Consider the following 16817-nt stretch of genomic DNA (forward strand, 5'->3'; position numbering starts at 1 on the left):
ATGATTCAAAAAGAAATTTGTGTCAATTGCCTATCGGCGCACAGCTTTCGCGCTCGGATATTTACCGTCCTTTCGGCAAGTTCGCCCAAATCATGGCTTCCCTTGAAAGCCCCTCGAATGAACTGAATACCTTGTCGGCGCCCGCTTCAAGCAAATGTGTCTCGTGCTCAGCATAGGAGTGGCCTCCGCCGGTAAAGCCGAAAACCGTCATGCCGGCCGCACGTCCCGCCTGCGCGCCAAACAACGAATCTTCGATGACGAGACAATCAGACGGAGCGAACCCCATCTTGCTGGCTGCGAAGAGAAACAGGTCCGGGGCGGGCTTGCCGTGTTTCACCATGGACGAACTGAAAATGTCGTCGCCGAAAAACGAAATCAGTCCAGTCAGCGACAGGCTATGCTGTATTCTTTCCAGCGAGGAAGACGAGGCGACGCAGCATCGTGCATCGAGAGCGGACAGAAAAGCCGCCACGCCCTTCATGGCTTCGAGTTGCTCGGTGAAGACCTCTTTGGTTTCCAGCCAGACGTCCTCGACATGGTCCCTAGGGTAATCTTGTCCTGTCAGATCATGTATGCGGGCGAAGATATCGGCCTGCTTCATTCCAAAGCATTTGCCGACCACGTCCGGGGTGATTGTCAGCCCGTGCCTTGCATACACCCGAACATAGGCCGAGGCAGCCAACGGCTCGCTATCGACAAGAACGCCATCGCAACCGAATATGAAAAGCCGGTCTTTTGCCAATCCCTGTCCCTCCCCGGACACTGTGCGGAATTCCATTGGAGATGCTGCTAACTGCCTTTTGCTAAAGAAAAGTTCGTCTCGCTCCCCGCTTCGAATTTATACATATTGACATACCACAATACAAATGTTCATTTATGACGTGAGGATGAATGACTGGGCAGCGACACTTTCGGGAGGGGTGAAGATGGCTATATGGCAATGGGCGCTGCTCGCTTTGGGCGCGGTGTGGATGTTGCAAGTGATTGGCGTCTGGCTGCAGATGCGGCACTACACAGACGTCTTCAAAGGAATAACCAGCAAATATAATGACGGATACGTGGGTGCCGGACACGCGCGCGGTCGCCTCAGAAGAGGCACGATTGCATTGCTGGTCGTCGGCCAGGACATGAAGGTGCAACGCCTCATGACGATGACCGGACGTTCCGTTTTCGCCAAATTCAAGCGAAACGAGCAATATGAAGGCCAGTCGCTCAATGCATTGAAAGCTGCGCAAGCCGTCGCTGCTGCGGACAACACGCACGCGGCCATTTCCAAGGCAATCGAGCAGGTCGAGCACGTTCGAGAGGGCAAGGGGCCGGCAGCGCCGCGCCTCAGGCTGGCCTCGGCATAAAAACCAAAGCTATTTCAGATCAACCGAACTGCATTCAAGGAGGAGAGAATGTTATTCGCGTCAGTGCTGGCCGATCATGGCCATCTCACTATACACGATTTAGGGTCGACGTTTTCCGATGCTGCCTTGCACGGAAAGATGGTTGCCAAGGGAGCCGCCGATAAGCTTATCGTTCTGGCCCAGGCAAATTCCGACATTTCCGTCGAGCAATTCAAGGAAAAGCTGAACAGCGTCAACAAAGAAGAGCAGCTCGGCGGACTGGCGAATATCGGCAAGTATTTCATCGGCATTTTCCAGAAGGGCGGCGAGGTCTTCGCAGGCTTCGTGACAGGAATTATCCCGACGCTGGTCGTGCTGATGACCGCCTTCTATGCCCTGACCGAAATGGTCGGCGAGGAGCGCGTGCACGGCATTGCTCGCGGCGCCGGGCGCATTGCCTTGACGCGCTATACCGTGCTGCCGCTGCTGTCGGTGTTCTTCCTGACCAACCCGATGGCCTATACCTTCGGCGCGTTCCTGGAAGAAAAGCACAAGCCTGCCTTTTACGATGCAGCTGTGTCCTACGTTCATCCGCCGCTCGGCTTGTTTCCGCATATCAATCCCGGCGAATACTTCGTCTGGGGCGGCGTTCTCGTGGCGCTGCAGGAGCTGGAAAAGCGCGGCGTCGTCCCGGGCGGATACCACATCAAGATGGCCATCTGGTACGCCATTGTTGGCCTCGTGGTGATCCTGCTGAAGGGCATGCTGACGGAACGTATCACAATGATCATGGCCCGCCGTCAAGGCGTGGAACTCTGATTGCCACTTGGGAGGAGGGGCTATTATGGCAACTGAATACAAGGCAGTAAATATTTCGAGGGGTCCCCAGGGCTGGGGTGGCCCGCTGGTTATCCAGCCGACCATGCAGCGCAACAAGATCGTCTCGGTCACCGGCGGCGGTATTCACCCCGTCGCGCGGCGGATCGCGGAACTGACCGGCGGCGAAGCCGTCGACGGTTTCCGGGCGCCACCGGTCGAGGGCGAAATGGCCGTTGTCGTCGTCGATTGCGGCGGTACTGCGCGATGCGGGGTCTATCCGCGCAAGCGCATCCCCACCGTCAACATCACGCCTGTCGGACAGTCGGGACCTCTGGCGCAATTCATTACCGAAGACATCTATGTCTCCGGGGTGAAGGAGCAGAACATCACCATGGCCGACGGTTCCCAGCCGGTTACCGTGGCAGCGGCCGGAGGGGCTCCGAAGGCAACCGCCGCCCCCAAGACGATACCTGTCGAGACCGGCGGTGGTGGTTTCATCAACCTGATTGCTGGCATCGGTCGCGTCATGGGCCGCGTCGTCGGCATCTTCTTCAATGCCGGACGCCGTACGATCGACCAGGTCATCCGCAACGTGCTGCCGTTCATGGCATTTGTGACCATGCTGATAGGCTTCATTCTGTATACCGGCGTTGGCGATGTGCTTGCCGAGCCGATGGGGCCGCTTGCCAACAATATCGTCGGCCTTCTGATCATCTCCGCCATCTGCGGCCTGCCGTTCCTGTCGCCTATTCTCGGCCCAGGTGCGGTTATCGCCCAGGTCATTGGCGTGGCGATCATCGGCCCGCAGATCGCAAACGGCACCATTGCGCCCGCAATGGCCCTCCCGGCACTCTTTGCCTACAATGCGCAGGTCGGTTGCGACTTCGTGCCTGTGGGCCTGGCGCTGGGTGAGGCAAAACCCAAGACGATCGAGATCGGCGTTCCCGCAGTCCTCATCAGTCGCCAGATCATGGCCCCGGTTTCTGTGCTCATTGCCTGGGTTACCAGCCTGATCGTGTTCTAAGCCAACGCGTGCGGACGTCCAGCAGACTGCCCGCACGCCCAATGCTACAACACCAGGCCGAGCTATTTCTATAGAGAAGGATTTGTCCATGGCACTGCACCTCAAGACGCAGATTACCGCCGTCGGTCCCGACGTGGCCGATCTGGCCGATGGCGGGGTCCTCATTCTGTTTGCCGACGGCGCTCCGCCCGAACTGGCCGAAGTGTCCGTCCTCCATCTGCCCGATGTCGGGCCCACCGAACAGGAGCCTTCCGTGGGCTCGCCGATCATGGTGGGTTCTGCCAGCAGTCGGATCACGGCGATCGGGCCGATTGCCTGGAACAAGGTGCTGGAAATCGGCCACGTCGTCATCAACTTCAACGACGCTACGACCGTCGACAGCCCGGGTGCCATCTGCGCTGCGGCAATCGACGCGGATGTGTTGAAAAGCGCGCTTTCCGTCGGGACGACGATCACCATCGGTGATTGATCTCGACTGTTGCTGATTATCTAGTGAATGGATGTTTTTATGGAACGCTCAACAATTGTGCGCGTGAAGGAAGGTCTTCATGCTCGTCCGGCAACTCGCTTCGTCAAGCTGGCGAAGAGCTTTGCGAGCGAAGTGGAGATCGTCAAGGATGCGAAGGTCGTCAGTGCGAAAAGCTCGGTAAAATTGATGCTGCTAGCGGTCAAGGAAAATGACTCTGTGGCGCTGCGAGCGACTGGCGCCGACGCACTGGAAGCGCTGGATGCACTGGTGGAGTTCCTGGAGAATCCGGAGTCGGGTCTCGACGGCGTCACAAATGCCTCTGCGGCCCCAGCTGCAAGTGACGCTACCGGCAATGCAGCGCCTGAGCGCGCCGGCGTGCTTCAGGGGATCGCCGCCAGCGAGGGCGTCGGCCTGGCGAAGATATTTCGCTATTTTCCGAAGAAATTCAAACCTATGCAACGCCGGTTGCGGGACGATGAAATCCTCTTCGAAATCGAGCGATTCGAGAAGGCGATCTCGTCTGTCAGACAGCAGATGGAGGCAGCCCTCGCTGCCAAGGGATTGTCTGAAACGGACAGCAGCATCATTTCCGCGCTTGTCGAGATTGCCGGCGATCCTGAGATCATCGACGGCGTCGTGGTTGCGATCGGCGAGGGCCTCGATGCGACCGATGCCGTCTTGAAGGTTACGGACGAAACGGCAGCCTCCTTCGGTCGCGTTTCCGATGCCTATCTGAATGCAAGAGCCGACGACGTAAAAGCCATTGCGCGACAGATCTGTCTGGCGCTTGCCGGCGAGCGAGATATCGGTCTCGATGAAATCACGGAGCCATCCATTGTGCTGGCGGAAGACATCGGCGCCTGGGACCTGGCGCGCGCACCGGTTAAACTGATCAAGGGCGTTATCTGCGCCCACGGTGGCGCCACGTCGCATATCGCCATCATTGCAAGGGCGCACGGCATTCCGGCTGTCCTCGGTCTCGGCAATGGTATCGACGCCCTCGTCGCGGCCACGGACGTTGCCATCGATGGCGGCAAGGGACTTATCTATCCCGATCCGGATGCGGCGTTACGCGAGACGTTCGCCCGGCGTCTTGACGCGGCGGCGAATGAGGAAGTTCGTCTGCGTGCATTCAAGGATGTGCGGCCGCATCTCGCGGACGGCACGCCGATCGAGGTTGCCGCAAACATAGGCTCCATCGAGGAACTCGAAGCCGCCAAGGAAGCCGGTGCGATGGGCATCGGCCTGTTCCGTACCGAACTCCTGTTCATGAAGCACGGCGGATTGCCGAGCGAGGACATGCAGTTCGATATCTATTCTCAGGCAGCGCGGGGAATGGCACCCGATCCGGTCATCATCCGGACGCTCGACATCGGTGGCGACAAGCCAGTGTCGGGCATCGTGTTTCCCGAGGAGCAGAACCCGTTCCTGGGTTGGCGTGGTGTGCGCATGTGTCTCGACAGGCCGGATATCTTCAAGCCGCAACTGCGGGCACTGCTGCGCGCCGCAACGCAAGGCAATATCAAGGTGATGTTGCCGATGGTATCCACCATCGAAGAGGTCAAGCGCACGCGGGATCTGATCGGCGAATGCACGCGCGAACTTGCCGCGGAAGGAAAGCCTTTTGCGAGCTTCGCTCTCGGCGTGATGATCGAGACGCCCGCAGCGGTGATGATTGCGCCGTCGCTGGCAAGAGAGGTCGATTTCTTCTCGATCGGCACAAACGATCTGACGCAATACATCATGGCGGCCGACCGGATGAACCCGCAGGTGGCGGCACTCAATGACGTCGGCAATGCGGCAGTCCTGACGGCAATCGAGATGGCAGCGAGGGCCGGCAAGGAGGCTGGTATCATGGTCGGCATGTGCGGGGAGGCCGCTGCCCGCCCGGACCTGATCCCGTTGTTCCTGAAATTCGGTTTGACCGAACTCAGCATGAGCTCCGCCTCCATTCCGCGCGCGAAGAAATGCATTTCGGAACTCGGCTCCGCAAGCGCCGGTTGATCTGCCGGAGCCGGATATCGAAACCGTAATGACGATTTCCAATTGCGCCTACTGTTGTTAAGGGTAGTTTTTTACTTCCTAAGACGCGGGAGCCAACTTGGCACGTTCGAAGAAAGACATCTCAAAATCCGAAGGCGCAGAAGATCAGGCCCCATCGGCCGGCCAGACTTCGGGCAACCGGGCTGACAGAATGCGCATTCGGGCTGCCTGGATGTATTTCGTCGAGCAAATGACCCAGAACGACATCGCGGATATTCTGGGCGTCGGGCGCGTCACCGTCGTTCGCATGCTGGCGGAGGCGCGAATTCGCAACGAAGTAAAAATCGCCATTGAGGGAGAGCTTGCGGAAATCGTCGGGCTCGAGCGATCGCTCGAGATCGCCTTCGGAATAGAGCAGGTGGTCGTGGCACCTTTGTCCGATCCGGAAGCGGACCCCATCCCGACGATCAGTGCAGCAACCGGTGCGTTTCTGTCTAACGCGATGAAGCCGGGAATGACGGTCGGTGTCGGCTGGGGCAGGACGTTGTTTGCCTGTCTTTCGTCGATCAATGCCCGTAATCTTCAGGATTTCAAGGTGATTTCGCTTCTGGGCGGTGTCAGCCAGGCGCGCCGATTCAATCCTGCCGAATTTGCCTGGCGCTTTGCCCAGGTGTTCCAAGGCGACGGCTACCTCATTCCGGCGCCAGCGATGGTCGACAGCCTGGAAACGAAGGAAGCGCTGATCAAGCGATGCGGTCTCCAGGATATTTTGGACATGGCCGACAATATGGATGCGGTGGTTGTCAGTGTCGGCGGCATCGATTCTGCAACAACCTTTTATCGCGGCGGCTTTCTTACCGAGAAGCAGAGAAGCGAACTGGAAAAGCTGGGCGCGGTTGGCGACCTGCTATTCCATTTTTACGATCGAAATGGCGATGTGCTGAATCATCCGATCAACAATCTCATCATGTCGGTCGAGGTCGATCGTATCCGCCGAACTCCCTTGCGGATCCTCGCTTCGGGCGGAATAGACAAGCGCGAATCGATGCTCGGCGCCATGCGCCTTGTCCAGCCAACGGTCCTCATCACCGATGAGGAAAGTGCACGGCGCCTGTTGCAGGGCGCAGATGATTTCCTGGCAGCAGAAGCGCCATAAACCTCGCCTGAACTACCCATTTATCCGTGAAATTCGAGAGCCGGCCGATCCCACATCGGTGGCATGCGTACGCTGTTGCCTGATCGGAGCAGCGCATCTTTGAGGTCTCGAAATGAACATTCGCGTTGACAGAAAGACAAATGTACGAATACAGTCGTACTGAAAGACACGGTCATTAATTAACTTGGGAGGAGTTTCTATGGCTATCAACGTCGCGCCAACGGGCTTGGCGCGTGACCTCATTGCACGCGCTGAAACAGGACGTCCGGTTCGTATCGGCTTGATCGGCTCAGGCGAAATGGGAACCGACATCGTTACTCGCGTAGCCCACATGACGGGCATCGAGATCGGTGCAATCTGCGATCTCAATCTTCCCGCCGCGTCACGCGCGGTCGACATTGCCTACCAGGAAACCGGACATGCACGCGAAGCCGACAGCGCAAGCGCGCTGACGGCGGCGATGGAAAGCGGCAAGATCGCCGTCACCAGCGATGCCAATCTCATCCTGCAGAATGGCCTGATCGACGTCGTGATCGATGCGACCGGCGTGCCCGCCGTTGGCGCTGAAATCGGCCTCTCCGCCATGGAAAATGGCAAGCACCTCGTCATGATGAACGTCGAAGCCGACGTGACGATAGGGGCTTTCCTGAAGAGCGAGGCCGAGCGCCTTGGCGTTACCTACTCGCTGGGCGCCGGCGATGAACCGTCTTCCTGCATGGAGCTGATCGAATTCGTCTCGGCGATGGGGCATCCGATCGTTGCGGCCGGCAAGGGAAAGAACAATCCCCTGAACATCGATGCCATACCGGACGACTATGCAGAGGAGGCCGCGCGCCGACACATGAATGTCCGTATGCTCGTCGAATTCGTCGATGGATCGAAGACGATGGTCGAGATGGCGGCAATCGCCAATGCGACCGGGCTGGTTCCTGACAAACCCGGCATGCACGGCCCGGCAGCAACGCTCGACCAGCTTGCAAAGACGCTTGTGCCTGAAAAGGACGGTGGCGTGCTGTCGCGCATCGGAGTCGTCGATTATTCCATCGGCAAGGGTGTGGCGCCCGGCGTTTTCGTCGTTGCCGACATGTCGCATCCGCGGATTTCGGAGCGAATGGAAGACCTGAAGATGGGCAAGGGCCCGTACTTCACATTCCATCGGCCCTACCACCTGACGTCTCTCGAAGTGCCGCTGACCTGCGCGCGCGTCGTGCTTTACGGCAAGGCCGACATGGTGCCCCTGTCGAAGCCGGTCGCAGAGGTCTGTGCTGTCGCCAAGAAGGATATGAAGCCGGGCGAAAAACTCGATGCAATCGGCGAATATTGCTACCGCGCCTGGATTATGACGGCGCCAGAGGCGCGCAGCGCGTCGGCCATTCCCTGCGGCTTGCTGCAGGGCGGCACTGTGACGGCCGCCATCAAAAAGGGTGAGCTGATCACCTATGCCAACGCGGCAGTGGCGCCGGGCTCGAAGATCGCAGCGCTGCGGGCGCGTCAGGACAAGCTTGTTTACGGGGCAGGAGCTTAAGGATGCCAAACAGTCCGACAGCCGAGGCAATTGTTGCTGAAACAGGCAACATGCCTTTTCTCTACAGGAATTTCAGCCGCGAGCAGCTCTTGGAAGCCTTGCGGAAGATGCATCTGATCCGGAAGTTCGAGGAAGGCGCCGAGGAGAGTTATACGCGTGGTCTGATTCATGGCACCATGCATCTTTCCATCGGTCAGGAAGCGAGCGCCATGGGCATCTGCCTGGCGCTGACCAACGAAGACCAGATCACCTCGACGCATCGCGGTCATGGCCATTGCATTGCCAAGGGTGCGGATGTGAAGCGCATGTTCGCGGAGTTCTTCGGCAAGACGACCGGCTATTGTGCCGGTCGCGGTGGATCGATGCACATCGCCGATGTGACGACTGGAAACCTCGGTGCCAACGGCATCGTCGGCGGCGGCATTCCGATTGCGGTCGGCGCTGCGCTGACATCGAAGCGGATGAAAACCGGCAAGGTCGTCGTCTGTTTCTTTGGCGACGGCGCCAACAACGAAGGCGCATTCCATGAGGCGCTGAACATGGCGGCGGTCTGGAAGCTGCCGGTCGTCTTCGTCTGCGAGAACAACAAATACGGCATGTCGACTTCGACCGAGCGCTCGACCGCCGTCCCGAACATTGCCGATCGCGCGGCCGGCTATTCGATGCCGGGTGTCATCGTAGACGGCAACATCCTGTCGGATGTCGCGGAAGCCTCGCAGGCTGCCGTCGAGCGGGCGCGATCCGGTCTGGGGCCATCGCTCATCGAGTGCAAGACTTACCGGCATCGTGGCCATTCCAAGAGCGACCGCAACCGCTACCGGACGAAGGACGAGATAGACGACTGGATGACCAATCGCGACCCGATAGACATGTTCGAGAAGCAGCTGGCCGAATTCGGCATAGCGGACGAGGCGACGCTGGCAGGCATTCGCGACAGCGTTCGCGAGGAGATTGAAGCAGCCATCGAATTTGCCAAGTCCAGCCCATCGCCCGAAACGGCTGATCTCGGACAGAACGTATATACGGAGCAGTCGTAATGGATGCGGCAGTGAGAGAGCTGAGCTATTCCCAGGCTATTCAGGAGGCGATGGCGATTGCCATGGAAGCCGATGAGCGCGTGTTTCTCATGGGCGAGGATATCGGCGTGTACGGTGGCGCCTTCCAGGTGACCGGCGATCTGATCGAGCGGTTTGGCCCCGACAGGGTCATGGACACACCGATCTCCGAACTCGGCGGCGCGGGCGTGGCGGTGGGCGCTGCCCTGACCGGTATGCGTCCGATTTTCGAATTCCAGTTTTCCGACTTCGCGGCCCTGGCCATGGAGCAGATCGTCAACCAGGCGGCGAAAATTCGCTACATGCTGGGTGGAGCGGTTTCCGTACCGCTGGTCATGCGCTTTCCGGCAGGCTCGGGAACCGGTGCGGCAGCACAGCACAGCCAGAGCCTCGAGGCATGGCTCGGTCACGTTCCCGGCCTGAAGGTCATCCAGCCGGCCACGCCGCACGATGTGAAGGGCATGCTGCTGGCGGCCATCGAAGACCCGGACCCGGTGATGATCTTCGAGCACAAGCTGCTTTACAAGATGAAGGGACCCGTTCCCGAAGGCCACTATATCGTGCCGATCGGTAAGGCTGCCATCGCGCGCGAAGGCCGCGACCTGACGATCGTTGCGACGTCGATCATGGTGCACAAGGCGCTGGAGGCTGCCGATACGCTGGCGGCCGAGGGTATCGATGTCGAAGTCGTGGATCTTCGCACCATTCGCCCGATGGACCGGGAAACCGTCATCGCCAGCGTCAAGAAGACTTCCCGGCTGATGTGTGTCTACGAGGGCGTCAAGACCCTCGGTGTCGGTGCCGAGGTCAGTGCGATGATCGCTGAAAGCGATGCCTTCGATTACCTCGATGCACCCATCGTGCGGCTTGGGGGCGCCGAGACACCCATTCCTTACAATCCCGAGCTGGAGAAGGCAGCCGTGCCGCAAGTCGCCGGCATTCTCGCGGCGGCACGCGATCTGGTGAAGGGAGTGCGCTGAGCCATGGCAATCGAAGTCATTCTTCCGAAGGTTGACATGGACATGGCAACCGGCCGGATATCCAAGTGGTTTTTTGAAAGCGGCGCCACGGTTAAGAAAGGCGATGTGCTTTTCGAGATCGAGACCGACAAGGCAGCCATGGAAATCGATGCCCCGGCAAGCGGCATCCTGCGCGACGTGGTAGGCGCCGAGGGTGTCGATATCGCCGTCGGAGCGCCGGTGGCGTGGATCTACGAAGACGGCGAGGCTTATTCGCCGGGCTCCAGCGCTGCACCCGCCGCGCCCCAGGCAACAAAAACTGAGGCCGTTCCGGAGCAGCCGGCATCCGTTGAAGCCCCTGCAAGCACCGTGGAAACGGGCGAGGGCATCCGGGCCACCCCGCTTGCCCGGCGATTGGCGCGCAATGCCGGGATAGACATCAGCCGCATAACCGGATCCGGACCAAATGGCCGGGTGACACGCGCCGACGTGGAAGGCTACACACCGCCTGTTCAGCAGGAAGAACCCGTTGCCGCGCCTACCGCTGCTCCGAAGCCTGTGGTTGCCGGACCGTCGAGCGAGCAGACCCGCAAGCTCTTTGCCGAGGGAAGCTACGATCAGGTCGCCCATAGCAACATGCGCCGGACGATTGCGCGCAGGCTCGTCGAGGCAAAGAGCACCGTACCGCATTTCTATCTGACGATCGATTGCAACATCGACGCTCTTTTGAAACTGCGGGCCGAGGTGAATTCCTCGACGCTTCCGATCGGCGGCAAGCCAGCCAACAAGCTTTCCGTCAACGACATGGTCATCAAGGCCTACGCAATGGCACTCGCCGCAGTTCCTGATGCCAACGTGTCATGGACTGACGACAGCCTGATCGTCCATCGGCATGTAGATATCGGCGTTGCCGTATCCGTACCCGGCGGGCTTATCACGCCGATCGTGCGAAATGCCGAGACAAAGACCTTGTCTGTCATTTCGACCGAGATGAAGGACCTCGGTGCCCGCGCCAAGGAAGGCAAGCTGAAGCCCGAGGAGTACCAGGGGGGGACCGCCGCGATCTCCAATCTTGGCATGTTCGGCATTCGCGAATTCGCAGCCATCGTCAATCCGCCGCACGCCACCATCCTTGCCGTCGGCGCCGGAGAAAGACGCGCCGTGATCTCCGGGGAGGCCGTGGTACCCGCGACGCTGATGACCGTGACGCTATCGACCGATCACCGTGCAGTGGATGGCGCGCTCGCGGCAGAGTTGATCGGAGCTTTCAGGACATACATCGAAACGCCGATGGCGATGATCATATAGTGCAAGTCCGGGTGGATCAGATTCACCCGGATGCCCCAAAGTCTCTTTGCGAAGATAGCCTGGAGGAAAAGTCTAACTTCCATGCCTGAGCGATCATGAAGGCCGATCGCCGCGGCGCTCAAATTGTCGGCGCTACCAGCCGTTCTGTGCTCGGGGCCCGATCGAGCTTGTTTTCCGCATTTTGCCGGGCGAGCATGCCGACGCGCATCTCTGGCAGATCAGGTGTCGCCCAGTTGGGCTCGCCGCCAAAAAACTTATCGAGAAATGCGACCGCATAGGCAGGCATCTCGCTGGTGTTCTCCTTGAACGACCACCAGGTCCGCAGATCATCCACACCGCCCGACAGGGGTAATGTCGACTGGAATTCCTGCTGATGCACCGCTATGACCGCACTGATGCAATAGTTGGTATAAAGAAAACCCTCGGGCCAGAAGGCCACAATCCCGGGGACCGGAACGGCACTTTTTGCCTCTACCAGATCGACTTTCGCAGGCCGCGCCTTGATCAGTTCTTTCAATGCGAGACCGCCGGCAAAAACGATGAAATCCGCACGGTTCACAGTCGCCAGGCTCTTCTTCGCATCCAGCACCTCGACCCAGTCGATGAATACCTTTGCAAGCTTGTCCTCGTCGATGGTGACAGACAGTCCGTAACGCGCAGATAGCGTCTGCGCACTGCTGCGAAATGACTTTCGAAACCATCTGAGTTGGCGGAGCCGATGTCCGAAATCAGGCTCTGCTGCAATCTCATTCTGGGTGAGCAGATCCAAGCGCGTAACTCCGGCAGGACAAATTATCCCGAATGTTGCGCTTAATTTGTACAATATGCATAAGAAACTGTCAAATGTTCAGCGCACAGCTTCAGGGAAGGTGTCTGAGAAGGCTCGTGCAGGTTTTAATCAGCGCTTCGGTTCGCGAGCCGGACCTGATGGCTTCCTGAAAGACCTCGCTGCGGAGATTGCAAACCGTGATCGCATCCGGCGTAAACGACTGAAACTCGCTTCCCGTGAGGCGATCTGAAATCGAAAGTGCGAACGCAAGCGACAGGGCCGCGTAGAGTTTCCAGGTTTCGCTGTCATGGGCATTACCGACGCTCGCGATTGGCTCGTGCTTTACGAACGCGATGAAAACTGTTGCGCAGCAGGTGCCGAGGTCGTCCACGGTCCATCGCTCGCTTCTGGACATCGTCATGACTTGCCTTGCCGCTGCCGTGACACGCGCTTTCAGGATGAGCCGGGCCGGGCCGACGCCCTTGGTGATGAGCTTGAGCGCCGCGTAAAGGTCGTCGGTGAGTTCGTCCTCGTCGCCAGAGATTGCTCCGCCCGCTGCACCGAAGTAGAAGGAGAACTCCCGGAACCCTGCCTCCGGCGCCCGCAGATCCCGCAAAGGCGTGACGAGCGATTGCAACGTTGTCATCACCCCATCCACCGTCTGCAAAGTGCCGCCGACAAGACGGCTTAGCTCTGCCGGAAGGGGTGGCAATGGCTGGTTGGCGACGCTGATGGCGGGTGCCTCGGAGCTCAACGTGTGGATGAGATGCCGGAAGCCCCGAAACTGGTCACCGATATTGTCTTTCAGGTCCCGTCGAATGGTAGAAAGCATGGCACAGCCTCTATCTGAAGAACGCCCGGCCGAGCCGAGGCATTTCGTCAGATTATATCCTATGTCAGGGCAATATTGTACGCCCTTCGTCGCAGAAATAGTGCCTTCCGGTTCACTTGTATGACACTTCGCAACCACGCCAGGATGCGTGTGCGGGTGTAGTGGCCGTTTGGTCGCAATGGGCCTTGATGCGCGCGCACCTAAAACGCAGCGCCCGGCCAGCGCATATCTCTGCCCGCATCAGGAGTTCCAACTTCCACCGGTTCAGCTCTCATCAAGCCCCGCGGCTGTGTTTCGCACTGTGGCAATGACATCATCTTTCATCCCCTTGACGCCTTCGTCGGGCTGCCATAGGCTTTGTCGTATTCACCAGGGGTGTCCCGTCAAGGGGCTGAGATTCTGCTATCGCGCGCAGTGACCCGTTGAACCTGATCCAGTTCATACTGGCGTAGGGACGGTGCAAAGCGCTGCTGCAGTTACAGATCCGCATCCCGGATTCCGTGTCGGCGTTCTTCCATCATTCCGGCTCTAGGACTGGGTCTCCAAACGCAAACTTGGAGCCTCACGATGAATATTGCCGCTAAAAACCAGAGCCCGACGGTCACCTCGGGCGCATTCCCGGCCTCCCGCAAAATCCATGTCGAAGGCCAGCGATATCCCCACATTCGCGTGCCGATGCGCGAAATCTCCCTGCATCCGACTGCGGGGGAGCCGCCTGTTATCGTGTATGACAGCTCGGGCCCGTATACCGATCCAGGCCATATCGTTGCGATCGATCGCGGTCTTTCGCGCCTGCGGGAAAACTGGATCCTGGCGCGCGGCGATGTTGAGCGTTACGAAGGCCGCCACGTCATGCCGGAGGATAACGGCTTTGCCACCGGCGAGCGATTGACGCCGGAATTTCCCGTTCGCAATGCGCCTCTGAAGGCCGCTCCCGGCCGGGCCGTCACCCAGCTTGCCTATGCTCGCGCCGGCATCATCACGCCCGAGATGGAATTCATTGCCATCCGCGAAAATCTCGGACGCCAGGCTGTCCGTGAAGCCTCGTTGCGGGATGGCGAAAGTTTTGGCGCTCACATCCCGGATTTCGTAACGCCGGAATTCGTGCGCCGCGAGGTGGCCGAGGGCCGCGCCGTCATTCCGGCCAATATCAACCATCCCGAAAGCGAGCCGATGATCATCGGCCGTAATTTTCTGGTGAAGATCAACGCCAACATCGGCAACTCTGCTGTCACCTCGTCCATGGAGGAGGAGGTCGAGAAGATGGTCTGGGCGATCCGCTGGGGCGCCGATACGGTGATGGACCTGTCGACCGGCCGCAACATCCACAATATCCGCGACTGGATCGTCCGCAATTCGCCCGTGCCGATCGGCACCGTGCCGCTCTATCAGGCTTTGGAAAAGGTGGGTGGCATTGCCGAGGATCTTTCCTGGGAGGTCTATCGCGACACACTCATCGAGCAGGCCGAACAGGGCGTCGATTATTTCACCATCCATGCCGGCGTCCGTCTCGCCTATATCCACCTCACCGTGAACCGCGTGACCGGCATCGTGTCGCGCGGCGGGTCCATCATGGCCAAGTGGTGTCTGCACCACCACCGCGAAAGCTTTCTCTACGAGCACTTCGACGAGATCTGCGATATCGCCCGCGCCTACGACGTGACGTTTTCGCTGGGCGACGGACTTCGTCCGGGCTCGATTGCCGACGCCAACGATGCCGCCCAGTTCGCGGAGCTGGAGACGCTGGGCGAACTGACGAAAATCGCCTGGGCAAAGGATTGCCAGGTGATGATCGAAGGACCGGGCCATGTTCCGATGCACAAGATCAAGGAGAACATGGACAAGCAGCTGGAGACCTGTGGAGAGGCGCCGTTCTACACGCTTGGACCGCTGACCACCGATATCGCCCCCGGCTACGACCACATCACGTCGGCAATCGGCGCCGCGATGATCGGCTGGTTCGGCACCGCTATGCTCTGCTACGTGACACCGAAGGAACATCTGGGCCTGCCCGACCGCGACGACGTCAAGACCGGCGTCATCACCTACAAGATCGCCGCCCACGCCGCCGATCTCGCCAAGGGACATCCGGGCGCACGCCTGCGCGACGATGCCCTGTCTCGCGCCCGGTTCGAATTCCGCTGGGAGGACCAGTTCAATCTTTCGCTCGACCCGGATACGGCGCGCAGCTTCCACGACCAGACGCTGCCTAAGGAGGCGCATAAGGTGGCGCATTTCTGCTCCATGTGCGGACCCAAATTCTGTTCGATGCGGATTTCGCACGATATCCGAGCCGAAGCGCAGAAGGAGGGGCTGGAGGCGATGGCCGCCCGTTATCGCGATGGCGGCGATCTCTACATGCCCGTGGAAAACGCGGCCGAACACGTGGTAGGTGAAGCCTGATGGCAGGGGTGCTCGTCAGGGGCGCCGGTGTCGCCGGACTGGCTGTCGCCTATGAGCTGCGCAAGCGCGGCCATGAGGTCGATATTGTCGATTGCCGGGATGCGGCAGGGCTCGGGGCATCGTCCTTCGCCGGCGGAATGCTCGCGCCCTATTGCGAAAGCGAGGCGGCGGACGAGAGCGTTCTGACACTGGGTCGCGGGGCGGCCGATTGGTGGAGCGACGCCGTTCCGGGCGAGGTCGTGCGCAACGGCACGCTGGTGGTGGCGCAGCCGCGCGACCTGCCGGATCTCGTCCGGTTCGCCTCCCGCACGACAGGCCACGTCTGGCTCGACCGGGATGGTATAGCCGAACTCGAGCCATCGCTTGGCGGTCGCTTCGAAAGGGCGCTGTTCTCTTCGTCTGAAGCCCATCTCGATCCGCGGCGGGCGCTGACCTGCCTGGCCGAAGCTCTCGTCCGGGGTGGCAGCCGGTTTCACTTCGGTGCCAGCCAACCGCCGGAACGGCACTACACTTCCACAATCGATTGCACCGGACCGGCGGCTATCCCCCACATTACCGGGCTGCGTGGCGTACGGGGCGAGATGCTGCATCTGGAAACCGATGAGATCAGTTTGTCGCGTCCGGTGCGGATGCTGCATCCGCGCCATCCCATCTATGTCGTGCCGCGCGCCAACCACCGTTTTATGGTTGGCGCGACGATGATCGAGACGGAGGATGACGGGCCGATTTCGGCACGTTCGCTGATGGAGCTGCTCAATGCGGCCTATGCGCTTCACCCGGCCTTCGGCGAGGCGCGGCTGGTGGAAACTGGTGTCGGCATCCGTCCGGCCTTCTCGGATAATGTCCCGCGCGTGGTTGAAACCGGGGAGGGGCTGGCGATTGCCGGCATGCACCGCCACGGCTTTCTGCTGGCGCCCGCCATGGCCGTGAAGGCCGCAACACACCTCTCCAATGGAACGTCCACCAGGAAGGAGTTTTCCCGATGAAACAACTCATCGTCAATGGTGAAACCCAGGCTCTGCAGGCGGCAACGCTGGCGGAGCTACTTGCCGTGCTGGAATACGAAGGCGAGTGGCTGGCCACAGCAGTCAATGGCGATCTCGTGCACCGCGAGGATAGGGCGGACAGGCGCCTCGAAGACGGCGATCGGATCGAAATCCTGTCGCCCATGCAGGGGGGCTGAT

At 59.8% G+C, this 16817-nt stretch carries 16 protein-coding genes and 1 riboswitch; of the genes, 13 read left to right on the plus strand and 3 right to left on the minus strand.

Translation table 11 applies throughout. The features are described 5' to 3' along the window. Positions 1-61: 61 nt before the first annotated feature. A complete protein-coding gene (locus EQW76_RS14075) occupies positions 62-742 on the minus strand; it encodes an HAD family hydrolase (protein ID WP_143122945.1) in 681 nt (226 codons plus the stop codon). 184 nt (positions 743-926) lie between these two features. On the opposite strand from EQW76_RS14075, the gene EQW76_RS14080 reads away from it, so the two are divergent. The 10 genes from EQW76_RS14080 to EQW76_RS14125 all read left to right on the plus strand — a co-directional run bounded on the left by EQW76_RS14080 (position 927) and on the right by EQW76_RS14125 (position 11629). Beyond that, positions 927-1352 (plus strand): transcriptional regulator GutM, encoded by a 426-nt coding sequence (locus EQW76_RS14080; protein ID WP_142825004.1) that lies wholly within the window; start codon positions 927-929, stop codon positions 1350-1352. A gap of 48 nt (positions 1353-1400) precedes the next feature. Beyond that, complete coding sequence (locus tag EQW76_RS14085; RefSeq protein WP_142825005.1) at positions 1401-2150, plus strand: PTS glucitol/sorbitol transporter subunit IIC; 750 nt, start codon at positions 1401-1403, stop codon at positions 2148-2150. 25 nt (positions 2151-2175) lie between these two features. Beyond that, positions 2176-3174: a PTS glucitol/sorbitol transporter subunit IIB gene (locus EQW76_RS14090; RefSeq protein ID WP_142825006.1), complete on the plus strand. Its 999-nt coding sequence runs from the start codon at positions 2176-2178 to the stop codon at positions 3172-3174. Positions 3175-3262: 88 nt separating this feature from the next. Further along, positions 3263-3643, plus strand: a complete 381-nt coding sequence (locus EQW76_RS14095) for a PTS glucitol/sorbitol transporter subunit IIA (RefSeq protein ID WP_142825007.1) — start codon at positions 3263-3265, stop codon at positions 3641-3643. A 39-nt stretch (positions 3644-3682) separates the two neighbouring features. Then, positions 3683-5647, plus strand: coding sequence for a phosphoenolpyruvate--protein phosphotransferase (gene ptsP, locus EQW76_RS14100; RefSeq protein WP_142825008.1), 1965 nt, complete (start codon positions 3683-3685; stop codon positions 5645-5647). Positions 5648-5765: 118 nt separating this feature from the next. Further along, complete coding sequence (locus tag EQW76_RS14105; RefSeq protein WP_224128035.1) at positions 5766-6782, plus strand: sugar-binding transcriptional regulator; 1017 nt, start codon at positions 5766-5768, stop codon at positions 6780-6782. A 199-nt stretch (positions 6783-6981) separates the two neighbouring features. Further along, a complete protein-coding gene (locus tag EQW76_RS14110) occupies positions 6982-8307 on the plus strand; it encodes an NAD(P)H-dependent oxidoreductase (RefSeq protein WP_142825009.1) in 1326 nt (441 codons plus the stop codon). A gap of 2 nt (positions 8308-8309) precedes the next feature. Beyond that, entirely contained in the window at positions 8310-9344 is a 1035-nt protein-coding gene (locus EQW76_RS14115) for a thiamine pyrophosphate-dependent dehydrogenase E1 component subunit alpha (RefSeq protein ID WP_142825010.1), read from the plus strand. Further along, positions 9344-10342: an alpha-ketoacid dehydrogenase subunit beta gene (locus EQW76_RS14120; RefSeq protein ID WP_142825011.1), complete on the plus strand. Its 999-nt coding sequence runs from the start codon at positions 9344-9346 to the stop codon at positions 10340-10342. Before EQW76_RS14115 ends, EQW76_RS14120 begins: the two co-directional genes overlap by 1 nt. A gap of 3 nt (positions 10343-10345) precedes the next feature. After that, positions 10346-11629, plus strand: a complete 1284-nt coding sequence (locus EQW76_RS14125) for a dihydrolipoamide acetyltransferase family protein (protein ID WP_142825012.1) — start codon at positions 10346-10348, stop codon at positions 11627-11629. A gap of 118 nt (positions 11630-11747) precedes the next feature. Here the strand turns inward: EQW76_RS14125 and EQW76_RS14130 are convergent, their stop codons facing one another. Together EQW76_RS14130 and EQW76_RS14135 are read right to left on the minus strand one after the other, a co-directional pair. Continuing rightward, positions 11748-12398, minus strand: a complete 651-nt coding sequence (locus EQW76_RS14130) for a hypothetical protein (RefSeq protein ID WP_202617147.1) — start codon at positions 12396-12398, stop codon at positions 11748-11750. Positions 12399-12489: 91 nt separating this feature from the next. Continuing rightward, positions 12490-13230 (minus strand): hypothetical protein, encoded by a 741-nt coding sequence (locus tag EQW76_RS14135; protein WP_142825013.1) that lies wholly within the window; start codon positions 13228-13230, stop codon positions 12490-12492. 361 nt (positions 13231-13591) lie between these two features. After that, a riboswitch (TPP riboswitch) is annotated at positions 13592-13703 on the plus strand. 94 nt (positions 13704-13797) lie between these two features. Here EQW76_RS14135 and thiC point away from each other — a divergent pair. The 3 genes from thiC to thiS are packed head-to-tail and all read left to right on the plus strand — an operon-like array spanning position 13798 to position 16816. Beyond that, positions 13798-15633 carry a phosphomethylpyrimidine synthase ThiC gene (thiC, locus tag EQW76_RS14140; RefSeq protein ID WP_142825014.1) on the plus strand — a complete coding sequence of 612 codons (1836 nt, stop codon included), beginning with the start codon at positions 13798-13800 and terminating at the stop codon, positions 15631-15633. Further along, the gene (thiO, locus tag EQW76_RS14145) at positions 15633-16619 is read left to right on the plus strand and encodes a glycine oxidase ThiO (protein WP_142825015.1); all 987 of its coding nucleotides are present in this window, start codon (positions 15633-15635) and stop codon (positions 16617-16619) included. Before thiC ends, thiO begins: the two co-directional genes overlap by 1 nt. Continuing rightward, the gene (gene thiS / locus EQW76_RS14150; RefSeq protein ID WP_142825016.1) at positions 16616-16816 is read left to right on the plus strand and encodes a sulfur carrier protein ThiS; all 201 of its coding nucleotides are present in this window, start codon (positions 16616-16618) and stop codon (positions 16814-16816) included. The genes thiO and thiS overlap by 4 nt, the downstream gene beginning before the upstream one ends. Position 16817: the final 1 nt, after the last annotated feature.

This window comes from Rhizobium sp. rho-13.1, assembly GCF_007000305.1.
GTDB classification, from domain to species: Bacteria; Pseudomonadota; Alphaproteobacteria; order Rhizobiales; family Rhizobiaceae; genus Rhizobium; species Rhizobium rhododendri.

Coding starts and splice junctions, on each gene's coding strand:
- EQW76_RS14080 (WP_142825004.1), top strand. CDS start 927: ATGGCTATATGGCAATGGGCGCTGCTCGCTTTGGGCGCGGTGTGGATG.
- EQW76_RS14085 (WP_142825005.1), top strand. CDS start 1,401: ATGTTATTCGCGTCAGTGCTGGCCGATCATGGCCATCTCACTATACAC.
- EQW76_RS14090 (WP_142825006.1), top strand. CDS start 2,176: ATGGCAACTGAATACAAGGCAGTAAATATTTCGAGGGGTCCCCAGGGC.
- EQW76_RS14095 (WP_142825007.1), top strand. CDS start 3,263: ATGGCACTGCACCTCAAGACGCAGATTACCGCCGTCGGTCCCGACGTG.
- ptsP (WP_142825008.1), top strand. CDS start 3,683: ATGGAACGCTCAACAATTGTGCGCGTGAAGGAAGGTCTTCATGCTCGT.
- EQW76_RS14110 (WP_142825009.1), top strand. CDS start 6,982: ATGGCTATCAACGTCGCGCCAACGGGCTTGGCGCGTGACCTCATTGCA.
- EQW76_RS14115 (WP_142825010.1), top strand. CDS start 8,310: ATGCCAAACAGTCCGACAGCCGAGGCAATTGTTGCTGAAACAGGCAAC.
- EQW76_RS14120 (WP_142825011.1), top strand. CDS start 9,344: ATGGATGCGGCAGTGAGAGAGCTGAGCTATTCCCAGGCTATTCAGGAG.
- EQW76_RS14125 (WP_142825012.1), top strand. CDS start 10,346: ATGGCAATCGAAGTCATTCTTCCGAAGGTTGACATGGACATGGCAACC.
- EQW76_RS14135 (WP_142825013.1), bottom strand. CDS start 13,230: ATGCTTTCTACCATTCGACGGGACCTGAAAGACAATATCGGTGACCAG.
- thiC (WP_142825014.1), top strand. CDS start 13,798: ATGAATATTGCCGCTAAAAACCAGAGCCCGACGGTCACCTCGGGCGCA.
- thiO (WP_142825015.1), top strand. CDS start 15,633: ATGGCAGGGGTGCTCGTCAGGGGCGCCGGTGTCGCCGGACTGGCTGTC.
- thiS (WP_142825016.1), top strand. CDS start 16,616: ATGAAACAACTCATCGTCAATGGTGAAACCCAGGCTCTGCAGGCGGCA.